The organism is Psychroserpens sp. BH13MA-6 (assembly GCF_052983595.1).
This window is the reverse complement of the sequence record NZ_JBRJGE010000004.1, coordinates 148,520-170,279: the sequence shown is the minus strand read 5'-3', so window position 1 is coordinate 170,279 and position 21,760 is coordinate 148,520. Positions and strand designations below refer to the sequence as shown.

The window sequence follows — 21,760 nt, the reverse complement described above, 5'->3', positions numbered from 1 at the left end:
GAATCATTATTGAAAGGTGATTTTATTTCACATCCATCAATTCTACATCAAACACTAACGTTGCGTTAGGAGGAATAACGCCACCAGCGCCAGCGGAACCATAGGCTAAATCACTCGGGATGACCAATCGCGCTTTATCACCAACATTTAGTAAACAGATCCCTTCATCCCAGCCTGGAATTACCTGACCTACACCTACTTGAAAATCTAATGGTGCATTACGTTTGTAAGAAGAATCGAATACTGTACCATCGGCTAATTGTCCTTTATAATGTACAGAGACCATTTTGCCAGCTTCAGCTGGTTTTCCATCTCCCTTTTGTATGATTTTATAACGCAACCCGCTTTTGGTTTCTTCAAATCCTGCTACTAATTTATCTAATTCAGCACGAGCGGCTTCACGTTCTGCTGCTACTCTCTTTTCTCGTGCTCCTTCAAAAGTTCTGAATGCCTCAACAGCATTAAAGTTTTCAGCTTCGGTACCTACTCTTACTATTTCTAAAGTTTCAATTTCATCACCTTGAGCGATCGCATCAACAACATCTTGCCCTTCGATAACTTTTCCAAATACGGTATGGTTATTATCCAACCATGGTGTCTCAACATGTGTAATAAAGAATTGACTACCATTAGTCCCTGGTCCTGCATTAGCCATGGACAATACACCAGGACCATCATGCTTCAAATCAGGATGGAATTCATCATCAAATTTATAACCTGGATTTCCGGTTCCAGTGCCTTGAGGACATCCGCCTTGAATCATAAAATCTGGAATGACTCTATGAAATTTTAAGCCATCATAATAAGGGGTTCCCTGAGGTTTAACGGCATTTTCTAAATTTCCTTCAGCTAATGCCACGAAATTACCTACGGTTCCTGGTGTTTTTTGATATTCTAAAGCGACTAATATGTCACCTTTATTGGTGTTGAATTTTGCGTATAATCCGTCTTGCATGGTGTTTTATTTTATTTAGTTTGCAAAGATAGGAAACTCAAAGATAAGAGCGAAGTTTGTTTGCGTATTTGGAATTCGCGAGACTTAAGGTTAGATTTGTCGAAACGTTGAACCTATGAATTTTATCACCAAACTCAAAGCCGCATTTGGAAATCCTGCAGCCATGCAAAAAACTCATGTCGATAATCACACGGAAGCTATTATTAACGATATCGAACATCAACCCTTTGCCTTGTCCGATGACAATGTCTTGTATGCTGGTCTCAATGAACTAGGTGGTTATTTCTTTTTTCAAACGGTCATAGTTGGGACATTCCATACGAAGACAAAAAATGGCGCCACTTTAAAACTTATTGGTAATGATTTTGAATTACTTTTAAATTCAGATATGATGGAATTGGAATCAGACCATTCCAATGTTTCTAATCGCAGTATTTCTAAAATAGATTTTCAGCTTGAAGAAATTGATGTTGTCAAAATCGACAAATCCAAGATTGAGCAACTCATTCTAAATTGCAAAAAGGATACAATTACTTTTGAGAGGTACCACGGTGATGAAGAAGAATAACTTAATTAGCGACTTCACTGATAAATTTGATACGGTATAGGCGTAATTCCTCATCATCATAATCTCCGTCAAACTCCTCTATAGCGACATCAATTTTATCCGTTTCAGACTCCATAAAATAATCGTGGATTTCCTCTTGTTGATCTTCATCCAAAATTTCATCCAACCAATAGTCGATGTTCAGTTTGGTACCAGAATAGACAATAGCCTCCATTTCTTTGATGAAATCCGGCATAGACATGCCTTTGGAAGATGCGATATCTGTTAATGGTAGTTTTCGATCAACATTTTGAATGATATATAATTTGATAGCTGAATTTGACCCAGTACTTTTTACGACGAAATCGTCTGGACGAGCGATGTCGTTATCCTCGACATATTTTGCTATCAGGTCTATAAAATCCTGACCGTATTTTTTAGCTTTTCCATCACCAACGCCATGCACATTACTTAATTCTTCAAGTGAGATTGGGTATTTTAAAGCCATATCTTCCAAGGATGGATCCTGAAATATCACAAAAGGTGGCACACCGAGGCTTTGCGCATTCTTTTTACGTAAATCCTTGAGCATTTTCATCAAGGTTTCATCTGCAACACCACCGCCACCTTTTGCTGCGGTCACGATCGCATCGTCAGACTCCTCATCAAACACGTGATCCTCCGTCATCATAAAGGATTCAGGCGATTTTATATAGTCTTTACCTTCTTTTGATAATCGCAATACACCATAGGTCTCTATATCTTTCTTGAGATAGCCAGCCACCAATAATTGTCGGATCAGCGCCATCCAGTAGCGTTTGTCTTTATCCTTTCCAATGCCAAAAAATGGCTGGGCATCCGTTTTGTGTGACGCAATGAGTGCGTTGGTTTTACCCACCAAAACTTGTACTAAGTCTTTTGATTTATATTTTTCATTGGTTTGCTGCACTGTCTTTAACAATGTCAGCACTTGATCTTGTGCCTCGTGTTGCTTTTTAGGGTTACGAACATTATCGTCCATATCACCTCCTTCACCCGTTTCATTGTCAAATTCCTCACCAAAATAATGTAAAATGAATTTTCTTCTTGAAATAGAGCTCTCCGCAAAAGCCACAACCTCCTGTAAAAGCGCGTGTCCAATTTCTTGTTCAGCCACGGGTTTTCCTGACATAAATTTCTCTAGCTTCTCTATGTCCTTGTAGGCGTAATAAGCGAGGCAATGTCCTTCACCACCATCACGACCTGCTCGTCCCGTTTCTTGATAGTAACTTTCAATACTCTTAGGAATATCATGATGAACTACAAACCGCACATCTGGCTTGTCAATTCCCATTCCGAAGGCTATGGTGGCCACAACCACATCACAATCTTCCATAAGGAACATATCTTGATGCTTTACTCTCGTTTTTGGATCTAAGCCTGCGTGATAAGGAACGGCCTTGATACCGTTGACTTGTAATACTTGAGCTAATTCTTCTACACGTTTACGACTCAAACAATAAACAATACCAGATTTACCCTCATTTTTCTTTATAAATCTAATGATATCAGCATCAACATTTTTAGTTTTAGGACGTATTTCATAATAGAGGTTTGGTCTATTAAAGGACGCTTTAAACGTTTTAGCATTCTGAATGTCCAAACTCTTCAAAATATCCTCTTGAACTTTAGGAGTTGCTGTTGCGGTTAATCCAATGATCGGAATATTTTCACCAATACGCTTGATAATATGTCTTAAATTTCGGTATTCTGGTCTAAAATCGTGTCCCCATTCACTGATACAGTGCGCTTCGTCAACTGCCATAAATGAAATCGTTACAGACCTTAAAAACTCGACATGCTCTTCTTTTGTTAAAGATTCTGGTGCGACGTATAATAACTTGGTCACACCATTTTTAATATCTTCTTTAACACGTTTGACTTCCGTTTTATTAAGTGAAGAATTTAAAACATGCGCTACGCCTTCCTCGTTGGAAACGCCTCTTATAGCGTCCACCTGATTTTTCATCAAAGCAATAAGCGGTGAAACAATAATCGCAGTTCCTTCTTTTATTAGTGCGGGCAATTGGTAACACAAAGATTTCCCACCACCTGTTGGCATAATAACAAATACATCCTCACCTGCAACAACACTTTTTATAACACTCTCTTGAAGTCCTTTAAATTTTGTAAAACCGAAGTATTGTTTAAGAGCAGAATGTATATCAATTTCTTTTATACTCATTAATCCCTATTAGTATTTTTGATACATTTGCACAAGACTAAAGATAACAATTTCTTTAAACCCATCAAACTCAAAAAAAATTAATTTTGAACAGTAAACAATCCATTCTCGATACGGCAAAAAAAACCATAGATTTAGAGAGAGATGCCATTGCTAATTTGAGTGCACTTTTAACCGATGACTTTGCTGAAGCAGTCTCTTTGATGTATGAATCTAAAGGTCGAATTATTATAACAGGAATTGGAAAAAGCGCCATTATTGCTAATAAAATTGTGGCCACTTTAAACTCTACAGGAACACCTGCTGTTTTTATGCATGCCGCAGATGCTATACATGGTGATTTAGGCTTGATTTTAGAAGATGATGTTGTCATCTGTATCTCTAAGAGTGGAAATACGCCTGAGATTAAGGTATTGGTGCCTTTGATAAAGAATGCCCATAATAAAATGATAGCGATCACCGGTAATGATCAATCATTTTTAGCCCAACAATCGGATTATGTTCTCAACACCTTTGTAGAACAAGAGGCTTGTCCGAACAATCTTGCACCTACCACCAGCACCACTGCTCAATTAGTGATGGGAGATGCCTTGGCCGTTTGTTTATTAGAATTAAGAGGGTTTTCTAGTAAGGATTTTGCGAAATACCATCCAGGAGGAGCGCTTGGTAAACGCTTATATTTGCGGGTTAGTGACTTGTCCTCAATAAATCAAAAACCTGCTGTAGCACTCACAACATCTGCCAAAGAGGTTATTGTTGAAATTTCGGAAAAAATGCTTGGTGTTACAGCTGTTGTTGATCAAGATAAAATAGTTGGTATCATCACTGATGGTGATTTAAGGCGAATGCTATCTAAAAGTAACGAATTCATACATTTAACAGCGAAGGACATCATGAGTGAAAACCCTAAGCGTATCGATGAAAATGCCATGGCTATAGATGCTATGGAACTCATGGAAGCCAATGGAATTTCACAATTACTAGTTGAAAAAGACGGCAATTATGCAGGCGTTATCCATATTCATGATTTGATAAAAGAAGGGATCATATAATGGCAAAAAAGAACACAGACGACATGTCATTTTTAGACCATCTTGAAGATTTGAGATGGCACTTGATTAGAATTTGCTTGGGTGTATTGATAAGTGCTACAGTAGCCTTTATCTTTAGTAGATCCATTTTTAAATATATTATTTTAGCACCTAAACAAATGGATTTTCCCACGTATAAGTGGTTATGCAAAGCTTCGGAATATATTGGTATCAATGACACCACGTTTTGTGCTGCTGAATTTCCATTTATCATCCAAAGTAGAGAAATGTCTGGTCAGTTTTCTGCAGATATTTGGACTTCCATTTATGCTGGATTTGTGATTGCTTTTCCTTATGTCATTTACCAATTCTGGAGTTTTATAAGTCCAGGCTTGCATCCAGGAGAGCGAAAACATTCACGAGGTTTTATTATCATCACCTCCATACTCTTTTTTATTGGAGTGCTTTTTGGCTATTACATTGTCACACCATTATCGATAAACTTTTTGGCGAACTACAGTGTGAGTCCGGAGATTTCAAATGAATTCGATATCAGTTCATACATCGCACTCATCCGATCCTCTGCCCTAGCATCTGGATTTGTATTCGAACTGCCAATTATCATTTATTTTCTAACTAAAATAGGATTGGTCACGCCTCAAGGCATGAAAAAATACAGGAAATTTGCCTTGGTCATTGTATTGATTTTATCGGCAATTATCACGCCTCCAGATTTAGCGAGCCAGATTATTGTGGCAATTCCTATATTGGTTCTCTACCAAGTCAGTATTTACATTTCAAAAGTTGTGATTAAAAAACAAAATAAAAAACAAAACGCCCATGTCTGATATCGTTTCTGAATTTAATGCCTATCGTTCTAAAATGAACGAGGCCATCTTGGCTGATAATAACAAAGTTATTAAGCGTATCTTCAATCTTGACACCAATGCTTTTACAGAAGGTGCCTTAGACAAAAAGACCAAAGAGTTATTGGGACTGGTCGCATCTATGGTATTAAGATGTGACGACTGTGTGAAGTATCATTTAGAAGCCAGTTATAAAGCTGGCCTAAGCAAGGAAGAAGTTGTTGAAGCGCTCAGTATTGCGAACCTTATTGGCGGTACTATCGTTATTCCGCATTTAAGAAGAGCCTATGAATACTGGGATGCCTTAGAAAACGAGCGTTAAACTTTTAATAAACTAAAATATAAGTCTTTTGGATTTTATTATTTTAGCAGCCATCAACGTCAGTAATGAAAAGATTAAGAGCCGATAATTTAATGAAGTCCTACAACGGACGAAAAGTGGTTAAGGATGTTTCTTTGGAAGTTAACCAAGGAGAAATCGTTGGACTTCTTGGTCCGAATGGTGCCGGAAAAACAACGTCTTTTTATATGATTGTTGGACTTATCAAACCGAATGGTGGTTCTATCTTTCTAGATGGCACCAACATTACTAGCTACCCGATGTACAAACGCGCCCAAAACGGCATTGGTTATTTAGCACAGGAAGCTTCCGTATTTCGAAAGTTGAGTATTGAAGATAACATATTGAGTGTCCTCCAAATGACAAAGCTTAGTAAAAAAGCGCAACAAAATAAGATGGAGTCTCTGATTGAAGAATTTAGTTTAGGGCATATTAGAAAAAATCGTGGTGATTTATTATCTGGAGGTGAGCGACGTCGTACCGAAATTGCAAGGGCTCTGGCTACAGATCCTGATTTTATTTTGTTGGATGAACCATTTGCTGGCGTAGATCCCGTTGCTGTTGAAGACATTCAAAGAATTGTTGCGCAACTTAAAAAGAAAAATATTGGTATTCTTATTACCGATCACAACGTTCAAGAAACACTTGCCATTACAGACAGGACTTATTTGATGTTTGAAGGAAGTATTCTTAAAGCGGGTGAACCCGAAGAGCTAGCCAGTGATGAAATGGTCCGAAAAGTATATCTCGGTCAGAACTTCGAGCTAAGAAAGAAGAAGTTACACTTTTAAATCCGAGTTGGTGACACCTGCAACGATCAATAGTACACCAATTATTGATACCATCACAGCACCTAAGTAAAGCTTATACCTCCTATCCAATCGTTCTATCTTAACACTTGAAAAACGAAACAGCATTGCTGCAATGACCAATGCCATTATTCCCGACAAGACATAAAAAAGTGCCATGACATCTTTTACTTCTTAACAGCTTCTGCCTGCAACTTTGATTTTCGCTCTTGTTCAGCCAATAGCTTTTTTTGATAACGGCTCTGCACCACATCAACAATCACTAATACAGCTAACACAAAATAAAACGTTGTTTTACTCATTGGTACAATCTCATTTCCGAAGAGCTTTATATGCGCTAAATGACCACCTTCTGTCACTAACATAATACCCACAATAAACAAAATAAAGAGTCCTAAAACCTCATACATTCTATTTTTTGCTAAAAAGGTAGAAATTCTATCCGCCAATAGGAGCATCAATAAACCGCTAAGCACGATGGCAATGGCCATGACAATAAAAGCAGTCGTCTTATTTTCAATATCATTCGTTAAACCTATAGCGGCCAAAATAGAATCAAAGGAAAAGACCAAGTTCATTATCACGATACTTGTGATTACAGCGTTTGCAGATTTGATCCGTTTGCCATTGGTATTAGCCACATCATGAGTCAAATCATGGTTAGAGATCATATGCCATATTTCCTTAATAGCCGTGTAAATTATAAATCCGCCTCCAGCAAGGACAATCAAACTATGACCGTTGAACGCAACATCCACAATATCATCAATCTTACCTGTCAAAAATGAAAACGGTTCTTGAAAGAAATCAATAATCGATACCAAAACGAATAACAGTACGATTCTTAAAGCAATTGCGATCAAAATACCTACTTTCCGAACGCGTTTTTGATCAGATTCTGGTGCCTTTTTGGATTCTAATGAAATATAGAGTAGGTTATCAAATCCTAATACCGCTTGGAGTAACACAAGCATGAGTAATGTAAAAATGACTTCTAACATAAATCGTTACGCTTTTGTAGTTAAATTATCAATGAGTGAAATTAAAATATAGATCAAGATGATCAAAGGAATGGCTGTAAAGTGCAAAATTAGCAATAGTGTTAATGCCAAGGCCAGCAAAATATACCTGTATTTATTCTTATTGAAACTAAAATCCTTGAATTTGAGTGCCAATAATTTAATGTTTGAATTTAATAAATAGCAACTAAGGCAAGTCAAAAAGATCAGAAACCACTGATTGAGAATTATTGCAGTCACCCAGTTTTGATGCTGAAATTCAATAATTAAAGGTAATGACATGATGAGTAAGGCATTCGCAGGTGTTGGTAGCCCTTTGAAATACGTTTGTTGTTCATCATCAATATTAAATTTTGCCAATCGGTAGCCAGAGGCTAATGTGATAAAGAGTCCTACAAAAGCCACGATTGGAATGTAATGATCTAACGGCGCATTCCATTCTTCAACGGTGGCAATTTCCGGTGCATCACTACTGAGTAACAGCAATTTGTACATCACAATTCCGGGCACCAATCCACTCGTCACCATGTCTGCCAAAGAATCTAATTGCACACCTAATTCACTTTGTACATGTAATTTTCTGGCCAACAAGCCATCAAAAAAATCAAAAAATATTCCTAGAAACACAAAGATAGCTGCGTATATAAAATTATTATGAACAGCAAAGATGGCGGCTATACTTCCGCAGAGCAAATTCAGGAGTGTTACAAAATTAGGAATGAATTTTTTTATAGCCATTTGAAAGATTTCTGTAAAAATAGGAAACTATTTACGACTAATGCAAGTCTCATACAATATCTACCCTCTTTTGAAGTTTAATAGGTGAAAAATATTGTGCATCTTTGTAAAAATTTTTGCTATTGAAAAAATATATATTCATTGTTTCGACTTTGATGACTTTTTTTTGTTCTGCTCAAACCAAATATTCTAATGAATTTTTGAATATAGGTGTGGATGCAGCAGCACTCGGTATGAGCAATAGTGTGGTCTCACATACTGCAGACGTGAATTCGGGTTATTGGAATCCAGCTGGATTGGTACACTTAGAAGACAATCAACTAGCCTTATTACATTCAAGTTATTTTGCCAATATTGCTAATTACAATTATATCGCTTTCGCTAAACCATTAGATGACAGAAGCACTGTTGGCTTATCCTTAATTCGATTCGGAGTTGATGACATCCTTGACACCACACAGCTCATTGATGATCAAGGCAACATCAATTACGACCGTATCAGTTTATTCTCTACAGCCGATTACGCACTCACGTTTTCATATGCTCGAAAGTTAGCTTTGGACGGTTTTAGTTATGGTGTTAATGCTAAAGTTGTACGTCGAATTATCGGTGATTTTGCCAATTCTTGGGGATTTGGATTGGATGCTGGTATTCAATTTGAATCCAAAAACAATTGGAAATTTGGTGTGATGGCGCGTGATATCACGACGACTTTCAATGCTTGGTCTTTCGACGAAGATAAACTTGCCGATATCCAAAATGCTATAGAAGGTCAAAATCAAACCGTCCCTGAAAGTACGGAACTCACAATTCCGAAGCTTCAAATTGGCATGTCCAAAAAATTTATTTTTCATTACGATTATTCCTTGTTAGCATCTTTCGACTTAAATCTGCGTTTTGAACAAAATAATGATATCATCTCCACCTCTTTTGCCAGTGTAAATCCTGCTTTGGGATTTGAGTTCGGTTATACCGACTTAGTATTTCTGAGAGGTGGCGTTGGAAACTTTCAAAATGAATTACAACTCGACAATTCTGAAGACCTCACATTTCAACCAAGCCTTGGTTTAGGATTTAAATACAGAGGCATTCAAATTGATTATGCCTTTACAGATATTGGTGACCAAAGTGCTGCTTTGTATTCCAACGTCTTTTCGTTAAAAGTCGATTTTAGTATCTTTAGATAGTGAAGAACATATTACTAGCCTTACTTACCGGAATATTATTGGCAATTGGATGGCCAACTTACGGGTTTCCAATGTTCTTGTTCTTCGGGTTTGTCCCACTGTTATTCGCTGAAAAACAATTGAGAACATCCGAACTCAAAAGGCAAGGACTCCGTGTGTTCGGACTGGCATATCTTGCTTTTTTCGTTTGGAATGTCACAACCACAAGTTGGTTGCGACATGCTAGTTTATTTGGAGCTAGTTTTGCCGTATTTGTCAACACAGGTTTGATGGCATTATTGATATTATTTTATCACAAATATGCTAAACGACAGACACAAAACAGAGCCTTGCTATTTTTAGTGACCTTATGGATTAGTTTTGAAAAGCTTCATTTGTTATGGGAATTTTCTTGGCCATGGCTCAACCTAGGCAATGGCTTTTCTGAATATACAAATTGGGTGCAATGGTATGAATACACAGGTACTTTTGGAGGCACCTTGTGGGTATGGATTCTCAATGTTGTTCTTTTTAAAGGCCTTTTATTATATCGTAAGGATCGTTCTAAATTAAAGCCTATAATTTTCACAACTGCCGGCTGCCTGCTTATCCCAATTATTGTGTCTTTCGTGATTTTAAAGACCTACAAACACGACGGCAAAACGGTGAATGTGATTGCCTTACAACCAAATATTGATCCCTATTCTGAAAAATATAATATGACGAATATTAAATTTTTGGAATTATTTAAAGAACTATCGAATGCAAAGATTACGGATTCCACAGATTTTATTATTGCTCCGGAAACGTTTTTTGCAGAAAGCACGCCTTTAAATCAATTTGATAATTCGCTGTTAAAACACCGATTGCAAAGCTATGCTCGAGAACATTCTAATGTCAATATTATAGCAGGCATATCGTTTATAGATTGGTTTCACGACAAATCTAGGATAAGAAAAGAAACGAATACCTATAAATTCAGACCAGACACTTGGTACGACGATTACAATTCGGCCATACTCATCAATACCTTAGATAGCATACCGCAGTACAACAAATCTAAATTAGTTGTAGGTGTTGAGAACTTTCCTTACCAAAGCATTCTCAAACCCATTATAGGTGATGCCATGATTGACCTTGGTGGTACCATTGCAATGAAAACCACACAAGATTATCGGAGCGTGTTTTCGTCATCTAACGAAGAATTTCAGGCAGCTCCTATTATTTGTTACGAATCTGTTTATGGTGAATTTGTTACTGGTTATGTGAGAAACGGTGCGAATTTTTTAGCGATTGTCACCAATGACGCTTGGTGGAATGAAACACAAGGTCACAAACAGCATTTAAGTTATGCAAAATTGAGAGCGGTTGAAACAAGGCGCGATATTGTGAGGAGTGCTAACACCGGAATTTCGGCAATAATTAATGCGAAAGGGGAAATTACAGATCAATTAGCATACAACGAAAAAGGCGCGCTTTCTGGTCAACTTACTACAAACGAGCAAATGACTTTTTATGTTTTAGCTGGCGATTATATCGCTAGAATCAGTTTTTTTATTTTGATCTTTATTTTCTTAATAGGATTCTTCAGAAGACCGAGAACCACACTTTAAGTGCTTATTGACCTCTATAATACAAAATTGTACTTAAGGTTTTTACAACAATATTGATATCTAGAAAAACACTTCTGTGCTTGATATAGTACAAGTCGTATTGCAATTTGGTAAGACTATCATCAACTGAAGAACCATATCTTGTATTGACTTGCGCCCAACCAGTCAATCCAGGTTTTACGATATGTCGGGTTTCATAAAACGGAATAATTCTAGACAATTCATTTACAAAAAATGGCCGTTCGGGACGCGGACCAATAATACTCATATCACCACGTAAGACATTAATAAACTGCGGAAATTCATCAATTCTTGACCGTCTTAAAAACATCCCGAATTTGGTGATTCTGGTGTCATTCTTCTGTGCCCATTTTGCACCACCCTCTTCAGCGTTCACCACCATACTTCTTAATTTTACAATCTGAAAAAGTTTGCCGTTTTGTCCAACGCGCTCCTGAAAATAGAAAATAGGTCCTTTATTGGCTATGGCATTTCCGAGTATTATCAACGGTAATAGGCAGACACCTATGATTAAACCAAGAATAGAAAAAATGATATCAAAACCTCTTTGGAAGGTTAGATACAAGGTGTTCTGATTGCTTCTACTAAATGGAAAATATTTGTAAAAATCCTTTCCTACGAATTGAATAGGAACTCTATACGTGATTTCCTCGAATACTTGAGTATACTCACGAATCGTAAAACCTTTATCTAATAATGCGATAAGGTCGTGATAAATTTCTGGTGTTATCGTTTCAGAATTATAACTAGCTACTAAGATTTCTGAAATCTTTTCCTCTCTAATGACATCTAATAACTTTGAAGGCTCGAATTCTCTTAACCCTCTAAATTTAATCGGTGAATCTACTTCTGGTTCTGAGTTGATAAATCCTACTATCTTATAATTAGGATCCGATTGATTCAGTGGTTTAATGATATTCTCGATATTGGATATTTCACCTACCAATAGTACTTTCTTATAAAATCTAGGTGTAGATATAAATGCAATATAGGCCCATCTCCAAAAAAAGATCATGACTATAAACACCAAATAAAAATATAGAATCTGTAGTCGTTGTTCTGGAAGAAAAGGCGTTAACACAGGGGTTAACAAGTAAAATAAGACCGTAGTAGAGGCTGTTAATACAATATTTCTAAAGGTCACATCCAATTTACTGGATTTTTGCAAATCGTAAATTTCAAAAATAGTACCAAAAACGGTCATATAAAAGGCCAAAACAATCAATGGACTAGCATTATCACGTTCAATGGTGAGGTAGTCGTAATCTAGAGTCGTTTGAAGAATATACAGTCCTAAAAAAACGACACAGATATCCATGATTCTCAAAAGAATCTTACGTTCAGAAATTTCGAAATGAATATCTTTTTTAAGGCTCATTGGCTTGTTCGGGATCTTGTGTAAATATAATAAGTTATATCATTTTTTAAGAAAAATCATGGTTTAAGATATGTATCCATAAGGGTTTTATATGTTTCCAATCTAATTTTTCTGCCTGATTTCGGGCTGCACTGATCATCGCTTGACGGCTTTCGGAATTTTGCAGGACACCTAAGATGGCATTCGTCATTCCTTCAACATTTTCAGGTTCTACAAGAAGTCCGGTTTGCTGATCTTCTATTAAATAAGGGATGCCACCGACATTAGTTGAAACTATTGGAAAGCCCAAAGCCATAGCCTCTACTACTGATAATGGCATGTTATCAAAATTGGTGGTATTTAAAAATACATTGTAATCTTTTGATAATGCCACCCAATCCTCTTTCGACAATTTACCTGTAAATTTTACACTTAATTTGAGAGTCTCAGCCAACGCCATCACCTCCTTGAGACTTCCATCACTATCCGGTCCAACCATACAAAGTTCTGCATTTTTATAAGTCTTTTTAAGCTGATTAAGAACTTTGACAGCCATACTGGGATTATAGATTTTTGAAAAGGACCGAACCCACAACAATTTTGGCACCACATACGCCTTTTGTTCAAAAGGGTACTTCTTAATTTCAATAGTGTTGGGAATATGTATGAGATTATCAATACCGAAATCCTCAAAAGCACGTTTTATATACAAGGAAGGCGCCACATTAAAATGCGCATTTTCAAAAAGTGACCGAGACTTTTTTGGATGCGATTGTAATCGGGTTGGTAAATTACCTCCATGTAAAATCGTGATATACGGTAATTTTAGATACTGGCATAAGTGACCGATTATCCAAGCGTAATAGAAGTTTTGAGTGCTATAAGTATCAATCAGAACAGCATCGGTTGATTTAGCATGAATGACACATGAGAAGACCATGTCAATTAACCGTCTCAGCTTATTGGTTCTTGAAGAAGCATAGCGTACCGAATAGCCTTCCTTTTCCAATAAAGGACCCAAGACTTGTATTCCAGATGGATTAGACTTGCGGTTCTTTAAGTTGTTTCCTATGTAAAGGATGTTTTTCATTAACGACATTCAAAAGACACAATGCATATATAAAAGCTGGTGCAGCTAAACGCATGGATGAGTGATTTATAGTTAGAAACCAAAAGGTTAAAAATGCATAGAAAAAATAGTTCCGTTTGTTAAAGGATCGTAATTCGAGTGGTTTGAAAATTAAAATAATTAAAATGATAACACCTAACATCCCATGTTCAGCTAGAGTTCTTCCAAACTCGCTATGAGACACGACACCTTGCCCTTCATCTTCAATACGCTGATCTTTCGCACGACTCGATCCAATACCAAAAAAGGGATTGGAAATAAACCCTTCTAATTCTTCTTGTAACAATTCGGATCGACCCGTTGTAATATCTTCTTTTTGCTTGCCTAAATGATCTTTATTAGCATATCGTAAATCAATATAACCATCGGTTTGATTTGAACTGATCACCCAAGTCATAAGCATACTGAAGGCAAATACCATTGACAAAATGAGGACCTGATTTTTTTTTCTTTTAGAAATTACAGAAAAATAGATCAACACAAAGGCAACTATTGTAAGAAGCGCGGTAATGACTCCTCCTCGACTGAACGTCACAATAGCTCGGAATGATATACCGCAAAGAATAATGATATTAACAATTTTTAATCCTAAACTCGTCGATTTCGTAAACAACCTCACTGCTACAAGAAACATTCCCAATCCCAAAATAGTAGAAACCTGATTGGCTCCCCAACCACCAGAGGCGGCTCTATTAGATCCTGTTCCAGATAGTACATCTCTAACACTAGGATTATAAAGAAAAATATAAACCGTATTCGCAACAATAGGTAACAATATGTACAGCAGTATCCTATGAAGCTGCTTCATTGTGATCCGCCGTTCATAACAAAACAAAGCTGCCACTCCCAGGCATACGGGACCACTTAACACAAAAGCTATATTGGTTCTAAAATTGGCATCAAAACTGAGGGTCGTTGAGGCCACAAAAATAGAGGGTATCAGCAACATGAGATACATAAAATACGGATAACCTCTACCTGATATCCCTTTATAAAACATGCCCATAATCATAAATAATATCACCAAATACTTACCAGCCTCATAGGAAATAGAACCTCTGGTCATCCGCAGTAATATTTCAGCTCCAACAAAATAAGCGCAAGCTTTGAGAACTTCAAAGCTTTTCAACTCATTCGGTGACAACACAATTTTATATAGGAAATAGAGTAATGCTGAAAAAAAATAAACCTTTGAAAGGCTTTCATTAAAATAAATAAGCGCCCCAATACCTATGTGAAAAACAACGGCAGTGATATAAGTAAGGTTTGTTTTCAAGAACTTAGTTTGGTTTATGGAACGTTAACGTCTCAATAAAAGTATTCTGTATTACATTGAATAACTTTGTCATTTCAACCCTCAAATATCAAAAAATTTTTCGATAATCATCCAAGGGGAAGCGATAATGATAACTTTTTCCGAGAAGATATAGCATAAAATGAACAACAAAGATCGGTGTTCTTGGAGGCGTTCGGTTCAAATAGTAATCGTAAGTTTTGTTTGAGTAATTACAAATGAGAAACGGTACATTCTCTGGATTTAAGTAATTTTTTTTAATATTCTTTTTATTGGTCTCCTTTTCGTGATTGAAGGACTTGTATGAAATAGGATGGTTTTTTCTATTTAATTGATATAATTCCACTACAGATAACGGTTCATCCTTGCCGTTGTAAAAAAGAATACCGTTAGAGACGTCTATTAACACCCATTTATTGAGTTCTTTTACAAATACCTCATTAAATGAATGGCCGCCATAAGATTTATCGAAAGGTGCCCTAGTATTTCCCCATTCTCTAACCTCGATATTATTTAAAACACAAAAATTATTAAATACTTGCGCCATATCGCTACAAACACCACCTTCTCCAGACAACATAATCTTTAGTGCTTCTGTGCTGGATTCACTGAGACCTCTACCGCCTTTAATGTGATTCTGCAACCATCTACTTAAATGTTTAATAAGTTCGAGGTCAGAATTAAAATCACAATCTTCAAATATCTGGCTATTCACCGTTTTATAATATGCTGGTATGTCTGTCTTTCTATTAACTCTATTATAAGAATAGTTTTGAATATCTTCAATACTAGAGTTTTTAGACAGTAATTTAAACCGTGCTATATATAGAAATGGATGACGTTTAAAAAACCAGGATATCTTTTTTAAAATCATTTAAAACGATTAAATTAATAGCAAGTGCTAAATGTAATTTTTTTTTTAGACCTATTAAACTTTTTTTATTAAATAAAGGACTCAAAACCAATATTTAAAGCAATTATTCCCTCTTAAATAAAGAGAATAACAACTAAGTATGCTGGATCAATTCCTCATTAATGCGCTTATTATAATACGAGTAGGTAAATTTATACTGTTCCAGATTTTGGGTGGAAATCATGTTAGCATATTGGGTATCAGACAAATTTAACATTTTTTTTATCTTAACCATAAGCTCCGCTTTTGTAATAGGAAAGAACAAAAAGCCATTCTCGCCATCTTTAATATAATGTGCCATAGCAGAGATATTTGAAACAATTGGTAAACAGCCATAATTCATAGCTTCAGAGACTACCTTTGGAAAGCCTTCAGACGCTGATGGTAATATAATAGCATGGCACTTCTTATAGATATCATGTACCACTTCTCTACTAATATGACCGTGAAAAATAAAATTTAATGTGCTGTTTTTTACCATAGTCATGCAGGCTTCACGAAAAATGCCATCTCCCACAATATGAATATCATTTATACGGGATTGCTCTTCAGGACTTAATTGCAATAATGATTCAATCATTAAAGCAATTCCTTTCTCTATCTCTAGTCTTCCAACGAAACACATATTCATCTGAGATAAGTTATGACGCTTTTGAAGACGTATGCTGTCACCTTCGGCTACTTCTTTAAGTGTCAAACACGGATTCTCAAATGTCAAACAATGGGTTGGTTGATCTGGCCATTGACCATTAATAGTCACAGGACGCTTTTGTGTTTTCAATAGCCAACGCTGAAAGCGATATGCTAGCGGTGCCTTTTCCTGTTTCCAATTTCCAGCGTATTTAAACCAGCCTTGTTTGGAGCAACAAAAAATTAAATATGGAATCACATAAACGCCAATTCCCGTGGGAGCTCTAAACTGAAAATAATCGGTGTGCTTTAAAGCCTTTCTAACAGTTTTCAGCACTTTCGGAGCGTTTAGTACCAAACGAAACTTATCTTTAGCTTTCGTGCCACCTAAGGCTGGAAGCTCCAAAAGTTTCACTCTATCAGATGTATACGGTAATGCACTAGGAGGTGCAGGAACTTTATGCAACATCGCCACATGAATGATCTCATCAAAAATATCAAGCAAATGATTAATCTCGGTCACCGTAGATCCTAATCCAACAATTTGACCGTCGTCTGTGAGGTAATGCTCTGTATGAGATATGATGGTTAGTTTGCTCATGCTATTAAATTATCATACTGCTTTATAATCATTGACCAATCATGTTCGGCAGCCCATTGTCTCGCTTTTGCACTGTAGTGAGATCTATTAGAGAGTATTTGCTCTAAGGCTTTTAAAACTTCTGTACTATTATCGTAAGTTACTAATTCCCCAGATTGCCCCTCATTAATCGCATCTTCAATGCCACAATTTTTAGATCCAATAGCAGGTACTCCCAAAGCATTCGCCTCCAAGACGGCAATTCCAAATCCTTCCACATCGCCAGTGCTCGTTTCCGAACTTAGCATTAAAAACACATCAGATGCCTTTACCATTTGCTGCAGTACTTTCTGGCTTACTTCGCCGTGGAATGTCACATGAGATTCCACATTTAAGGACTGCGCCAAATTCATAAAACTACGAGCCTCAGAGGGTATTCCGATACAGTGATAATGCAATTCAGGAAATGTTTTAATCAGTATTGGAAGGTGATTAATCACGTTGGCCTGACCTTTCCTTGAACTAACACGCCCAACGGTTGTGAGAACTGGTTGGCCACTTATAGATATATTAGATAATTGGTTTTCGTTCCAATCAGATAAATCTATGCCGTTTGGTATCACCTTTACATCCTTTTCCAAATGAGACACCAATGCTTTAGTATAATTAGAAACGGCAACAATGTCATGCATTTTTTTCAGAGACCAATCTATGGATTTCCTTAGAAAAACAGATTTAAAATTCACTTCACTTCCATGGATCACTGCGAGTGTTTTTACAGAACTAAAATATTGTAATATGGCCACATTCCATAGAGAAAATTTACCTGTTGCAATAACGACGTCTGTATGTTTTAATCCTTGGTATGTTTTTAATAGACGGTTGACATACATGATAGGACGAAAAGAGCGTCGTTTTATACGAACCACTCTAAACGCTTGGTTTTGGTCAAATTGAAATTCTTCGTGACCATTTTTTGAGCGTTGATCAGTAATGACAACAACAAGGTAGTTCAACCCATGAAGATAACGTGCCAAATTATAGGCATGATTTCCGATACCGCCTGGCTGCGGAGGAAATTCTGAAGCTACAATGAGCATATGTTTTTGATTGCTTTTCACTCCAAAGATTTGATTAAAGGTCCTTCTTGAATTTTAGCACTCGCTATATGCCAAGACCTCAAAACTTGATAAAGAACCAATGGTAATATCAATACCGTTACTAAGACTCCCAATAATTGAAGCGGCTTATTTTTTTTGAACTGATAGGGAAACACAGATAACGGGACTGTTCGTAATAATGCTAATTTTGCTGACTTGTTCCCAAAATAGCGTCTGTAAAAATAGAGAACACTAGGAACAGGTCTGGGCGAAAAAAAGTTGGAAGGCCTAAAAGCATCCCAACTCCCCATTTCACGTAAGCCTCCAGAACCTGCCTTGACATCAACACATGATGCCAATGGATTAGAGATACTTTTAATGTTATTCAGGTACACTCGCATGCCAAACTCGCCATCTCCCATTCTTTGTTTTTCAAATTGCCTATCAAACAAACCTGTTTTTTTAAAAACGGATTTGTGCAACATGGCATTACCGGTTGCAAACTGCGTGGATCTCGCAAAAAACGAACGCTCTAAAGGTATTTGTGCACCTTCAGGATAGAAAACACCTGCTGAAACTTGAGCTTTAAAAAAATCGATACATTTTAAATGCGACGACAACCAATTAGGCGCTATCAATACATCGTCTTCCGAAAGCGCAATCCATTCACTCTGAGCATTTTGAATAGCAGTATTTCTCGCTAACCACAGCGCCTTCTCTTCCTGCCTAATTAATTGAATATCAAGTTGAAAGTCATCGTAAAAAGAGGCATCAAATGGCTCTGATTGATCAACTACTATGACGTCAAAATTCGTATAATCCTGTTGCTCTAAATTATTTAAAATAGCTTTTAAATAGTCGTAACGGTTTAATGTCGGAATAACCACGCTGATTTTGGGCGCTTCTAAAAGTAATTCTGACTGAAACGCCTCATAAGCCTTATCATAGAATTTTTTAGATGAAATAGGGACTCGTGAAACGTTTCTCGTTTGAAACCAAGCGCTTACTTCTTTAAAAGGGTTATGCAAGGTTATCAACCGCATCATCAACACATAAAACACCCAAGCATGATGAAAATTCTTCCGAAGAAAACGGTAATTATCTCGAAGTGGCAATTTAGTAAAATCCTGATAGGTTGGTGCATCTCCAATATAACCACTTTGAATCGCTTGCCAAGATAAATCATATGCAATGGCTAAGTCGGTTTGATAATCCTTATCTTCCTTTAATTTACCCAAAATTTCAGCCGGAAGCGCTTCTACTACTGGAAATACCGATGCCTCAGTTTTTCGGTATAACTGAAAATAATGTGTTGGTTGCAAATATTTGAGTAAACAGAATAACATCAAATGGTTTTTGGTAGTGCTGCGTTCTGATCAATGCCTTTTAAATATTCTGGATAAGGTCGTGATTTTGGTAATAATAGCAGGTGACATTTACCTCGATTTTTTGTGACTTCGGAAGCAGTAATTTTTTCACCAGTTTTAAGATACCAAACGTTGTAGTTCTCTTCGTTGCACCAATTGATAATAAGTTGTGTCGCATCTTCCATCGACAAATCTTGCTCATGATGCATTTCTACAAAAAAGGCGCATTGTGATTTTTTAGCTAATAATCGTGCGCCTTCCATGACCATGGTCTCGGCGCCTTCAACATCAATCTTTACAAGGTCAGGCAACACATGATTCTGTGAAAATAAATCATCTAAGGTGACGGTCTTAACTTCTAAAAATGAATTTCTGGAAGCCGCAGTTACGGCATGAGAAGCATACATACTTCCAGCTTCACCAGCACCAACCGTATAAAATTTGACCGTTGAATTTGTAGAATTGCCAACAAAAGCAGACACATAATTCACACGATTGCCAAGAAGGTTTATGATAATATTTTGTGCCGCATTTTTGAGAGCCATAGGATTTGGGTCTACCAAAATCATTTGTTTATCAGGGTCCTGTATCAATGCTAATAGTGCTGTATAGCCTGTATTACAACCAATATCATATATGACTGAATGATCTTTACATAAATGAAACCACCATGCATCATCTTGATCTTCTTTTTCTCGTAAGGTTCCTTCGAGCAAGCGAAGTGGTACACCACAGAGTACCTTATTAACATAGACACCATCTGTTGGGTTCAGTCTGTGCAACAATTTTTTGAGTACTTTCTTTAAACGCATTGGGTCAGCAACTAATTTTTGTGAATGTTACAATATTAATCATTACTAGCTTAACGGCATATTCCTATCTGTAAAAGTTAACAAACTTCTGATGCTGTTGATCCAGATTAAACTCTTGATTGACACGTTGCATTGCACGAGTTCTTATTTGTTGTTTCTCTTCTTCTGTCATCTGTTGTACCTCAATAATTTTGGCCGCTAACAGTGCTGGTTGTCGCTTCTCAATAACCCAACCTGTCTCTTCATGTATGACATTTTCACTCAATCCTTCGGCATTAGACACCAAACATAAAAGCCCCATTGCCTGGGCTTCCAATACGGCATTACAAAAGCCCTCTTGAATGCTGTATTGTAGATACATATCTGCTTGTGACAAATGACGCTTCACCGCTTCATGTGACAATTTACCTGTAAAAGTGACATATTCTAAAACACCTAATTGATGCGCTGCGAAAACTAATCGTTCTTTTTCAATTCCAGTGCCAATAATCGTATACTGAAAATCAACACCTGCCTCTTTTAAATGGGATAAGGCCTCTATCGTATATTCCAAGCCTTTTTTCCAATGCAATCGAGAAACGGTCACCAATTCTAACCTCTTTGTATGCCTGCGTTTTTCATCCGACTTAAAAAAATTAACATCAATGGCAGGTGTTATCACCTCTATCTGGTCTTGTCTAATGTGATGGTCGAGTAAGGTGGTTTTCATTTCTTCAGAAAGCACATGGTATTTCACTGCTTTTTGAAAAAGTATGTCGTAACAACCCTTGTGCACCAAAGGCGATAAATACAAGTCAAACCCTCTAAAACTAACCGCCATTTTAGCTTGCATGGCCTCAGCCACATTCTCTCGTTCTGTGGCTAGCATACCGAAACCAAAATGTAACCAATCGACGTGTTTCTGAAATAAAAACTGACTTAACACAAGGTGCTTGAGTCGCCTTTTTAAAGAAATCCCATCCCTTTTATCAAGTTGATAAAGTCTGTAACTGCGTTTGGGGTTTAAGAAAATGGCTTTCGAAAACTCACCCAATGTGTTTACTAGGGTTTTAAAAATCCCACTTCCGAAGTTTTTAGCGTAAATGACATCACAAGGTATGTCCCCATCATTTTTTTCATGGTATAACACAAATAGCACAACGTCGAAACCATTCTCCTGTAAACCCATAATTTTATTTCTAAAAAAGGTTTCAGAATACTTAGGAACCGTGTATAAAACAAGTCCGACTGTTATTTTTTTATTCATGCT

The 21,760-nt window shown here is 36.8% G+C and carries 21 protein-coding genes; 7 read left to right on the top strand and 14 right to left on the bottom strand.

The features are described from left to right. Positions 1 to 22: 22 nt before the first annotated feature. On the bottom strand, positions 23 to 955 hold the full coding sequence (locus ACU8DI_RS09860; RefSeq protein WP_447112606.1) for a peptidylprolyl isomerase: 933 nt from the start codon (positions 953 to 955) through the stop codon (positions 23 to 25). 115 nt (positions 956 to 1,070) lie between these two features. Between ACU8DI_RS09860 and ACU8DI_RS09855 the strand changes: the two genes are divergently transcribed. Then, positions 1,071 to 1,523, top strand: coding sequence for a hypothetical protein (locus ACU8DI_RS09855; RefSeq protein WP_447112605.1), 453 nt, complete (start codon positions 1,071 to 1,073; stop codon positions 1,521 to 1,523). A 1-nt stretch (position 1,524) separates the two neighbouring features. On the opposite strand, the gene recQ is transcribed toward ACU8DI_RS09855, so the two are convergent. Beyond that, positions 1,525 to 3,726, bottom strand: coding sequence for a DNA helicase RecQ (gene recQ, locus ACU8DI_RS09850; protein ID WP_447112604.1), 2,202 nt, complete (start codon positions 3,724 to 3,726; stop codon positions 1,525 to 1,527). 86 nt (positions 3,727 to 3,812) lie between these two features. Here recQ and ACU8DI_RS09845 point away from each other — a divergent pair, with 86 nt between their 5' ends. From ACU8DI_RS09845 to lptB, 4 genes are all read left to right on the top strand, one after another. Further along, positions 3,813 to 4,778 carry a KpsF/GutQ family sugar-phosphate isomerase gene (locus ACU8DI_RS09845; RefSeq protein WP_447112603.1) on the top strand — a complete coding sequence of 322 codons (966 nt, stop codon included), beginning with the start codon at positions 3,813 to 3,815 and terminating at the stop codon, positions 4,776 to 4,778. Next, positions 4,778 to 5,605 (top strand): twin-arginine translocase subunit TatC, encoded by an 828-nt coding sequence (gene tatC, locus ACU8DI_RS09840; RefSeq protein ID WP_447112602.1) that lies wholly within the window; start codon positions 4,778 to 4,780, stop codon positions 5,603 to 5,605. Before ACU8DI_RS09845 ends, tatC begins: the two co-directional genes overlap by 1 nt. Continuing rightward, the gene (locus tag ACU8DI_RS09835; protein WP_447112601.1) at positions 5,598 to 5,945 is read left to right on the top strand and encodes a carboxymuconolactone decarboxylase family protein; all 348 of its coding nucleotides are present in this window, start codon (positions 5,598 to 5,600) and stop codon (positions 5,943 to 5,945) included. Before tatC ends, ACU8DI_RS09835 begins: the two co-directional genes overlap by 8 nt. A 65-nt stretch (positions 5,946 to 6,010) precedes the next feature. Then, positions 6,011 to 6,754 carry an LPS export ABC transporter ATP-binding protein gene (lptB, locus tag ACU8DI_RS09830; protein WP_447112600.1) on the top strand — a complete coding sequence of 248 codons (744 nt, stop codon included), beginning with the start codon at positions 6,011 to 6,013 and terminating at the stop codon, positions 6,752 to 6,754. Here lptB and ACU8DI_RS09825 read toward each other — a convergent pair. The 3 genes from ACU8DI_RS09825 to ACU8DI_RS09815 are packed head-to-tail and all read right to left on the bottom strand — an operon-like array spanning position 6,743 to position 8,529. Further along, entirely contained in the window at positions 6,743 to 6,931 is a 189-nt protein-coding gene (locus ACU8DI_RS09825; RefSeq protein WP_447112599.1) for a hypothetical protein, read from the bottom strand. The two genes, lptB and ACU8DI_RS09825, sit on opposite strands and share 12 nt — an antisense overlap. An 8-nt stretch (positions 6,932 to 6,939) precedes the next feature. Next, the gene (locus ACU8DI_RS09820) at positions 6,940 to 7,773 is read right to left on the bottom strand and encodes a TerC family protein (RefSeq protein WP_447112598.1); all 834 of its coding nucleotides are present in this window, start codon (positions 7,771 to 7,773) and stop codon (positions 6,940 to 6,942) included. Between the two features lie 6 nt (positions 7,774 to 7,779). Next, positions 7,780 to 8,529 (bottom strand): CDP-alcohol phosphatidyltransferase family protein, encoded by a 750-nt coding sequence (locus ACU8DI_RS09815; RefSeq protein ID WP_447112597.1) that lies wholly within the window; start codon positions 8,527 to 8,529, stop codon positions 7,780 to 7,782. A gap of 122 nt (positions 8,530 to 8,651) precedes the next feature. On the opposite strand from ACU8DI_RS09815, the gene ACU8DI_RS09810 reads away from it, so the two are divergent. Next, a complete protein-coding gene (locus ACU8DI_RS09810; protein WP_447112596.1) occupies positions 8,652 to 9,716 on the top strand; it encodes a putative type IX sorting system protein PorV2 in 1,065 nt (354 codons plus the stop codon). Further along, positions 9,716 to 11,308 carry an apolipoprotein N-acyltransferase gene (gene lnt, locus ACU8DI_RS09805; protein WP_447112595.1) on the top strand — a complete coding sequence of 531 codons (1,593 nt, stop codon included), beginning with the start codon at positions 9,716 to 9,718 and terminating at the stop codon, positions 11,306 to 11,308. Before ACU8DI_RS09810 ends, lnt begins: the two co-directional genes overlap by 1 nt. Positions 11,309 to 11,312: 4 nt before the next feature. Here the strand turns inward: lnt and ACU8DI_RS09800 are convergent, their stop codons facing one another. From ACU8DI_RS09800 to ACU8DI_RS09760, 9 genes are all read right to left on the bottom strand, one after another. After that, positions 11,313 to 12,707, bottom strand: a complete 1,395-nt coding sequence (locus tag ACU8DI_RS09800; RefSeq protein WP_447112594.1) for a sugar transferase — start codon at positions 12,705 to 12,707, stop codon at positions 11,313 to 11,315. Positions 12,708 to 12,753: 46 nt separating this feature from the next. Then, a complete protein-coding gene (locus ACU8DI_RS09795) occupies positions 12,754 to 13,776 on the bottom strand; it encodes a glycosyltransferase family 4 protein (RefSeq protein ID WP_447112593.1) in 1,023 nt (340 codons plus the stop codon). Further along, positions 13,727 to 15,091, bottom strand: coding sequence for an O-antigen ligase family protein (locus ACU8DI_RS09790; protein WP_447112592.1), 1,365 nt, complete (start codon positions 15,089 to 15,091; stop codon positions 13,727 to 13,729). Before ACU8DI_RS09790 ends, ACU8DI_RS09795 begins: the two co-directional genes overlap by 50 nt. Positions 15,092 to 15,179: 88 nt before the next feature. Beyond that, positions 15,180 to 15,983: a transglutaminase domain-containing protein gene (locus tag ACU8DI_RS09785; RefSeq protein ID WP_447112591.1), complete on the bottom strand. Its 804-nt coding sequence runs from the start codon at positions 15,981 to 15,983 to the stop codon at positions 15,180 to 15,182. A gap of 133 nt (positions 15,984 to 16,116) precedes the next feature. Further along, on the bottom strand, positions 16,117 to 17,253 hold the full coding sequence (locus ACU8DI_RS09780; protein ID WP_447112590.1) for a glycosyltransferase: 1,137 nt from the start codon (positions 17,251 to 17,253) through the stop codon (positions 16,117 to 16,119). Further along, positions 17,250 to 18,353, bottom strand: a complete 1,104-nt coding sequence (locus ACU8DI_RS09775; protein WP_447112589.1) for a glycosyltransferase family 4 protein — start codon at positions 18,351 to 18,353, stop codon at positions 17,250 to 17,252. Before ACU8DI_RS09775 ends, ACU8DI_RS09780 begins: the two co-directional genes overlap by 4 nt. Next, the gene (locus tag ACU8DI_RS09770; protein ID WP_447112588.1) at positions 18,350 to 19,678 is read right to left on the bottom strand and encodes a glycosyltransferase family 2 protein; all 1,329 of its coding nucleotides are present in this window, start codon (positions 19,676 to 19,678) and stop codon (positions 18,350 to 18,352) included. Before ACU8DI_RS09770 ends, ACU8DI_RS09775 begins: the two co-directional genes overlap by 4 nt. Further along, positions 19,678 to 20,511, bottom strand: a complete 834-nt coding sequence (locus ACU8DI_RS09765; RefSeq protein ID WP_447112587.1) for an FkbM family methyltransferase — start codon at positions 20,509 to 20,511, stop codon at positions 19,678 to 19,680. The genes ACU8DI_RS09770 and ACU8DI_RS09765 overlap by 1 nt, the downstream gene beginning before the upstream one ends. A 64-nt stretch (positions 20,512 to 20,575) precedes the next feature. Then, positions 20,576 to 21,757, bottom strand: coding sequence for a glycosyltransferase family 4 protein (locus ACU8DI_RS09760; RefSeq protein ID WP_447112586.1), 1,182 nt, complete (start codon positions 21,755 to 21,757; stop codon positions 20,576 to 20,578). Positions 21,758 to 21,760 lie beyond the last annotated feature (3 nt).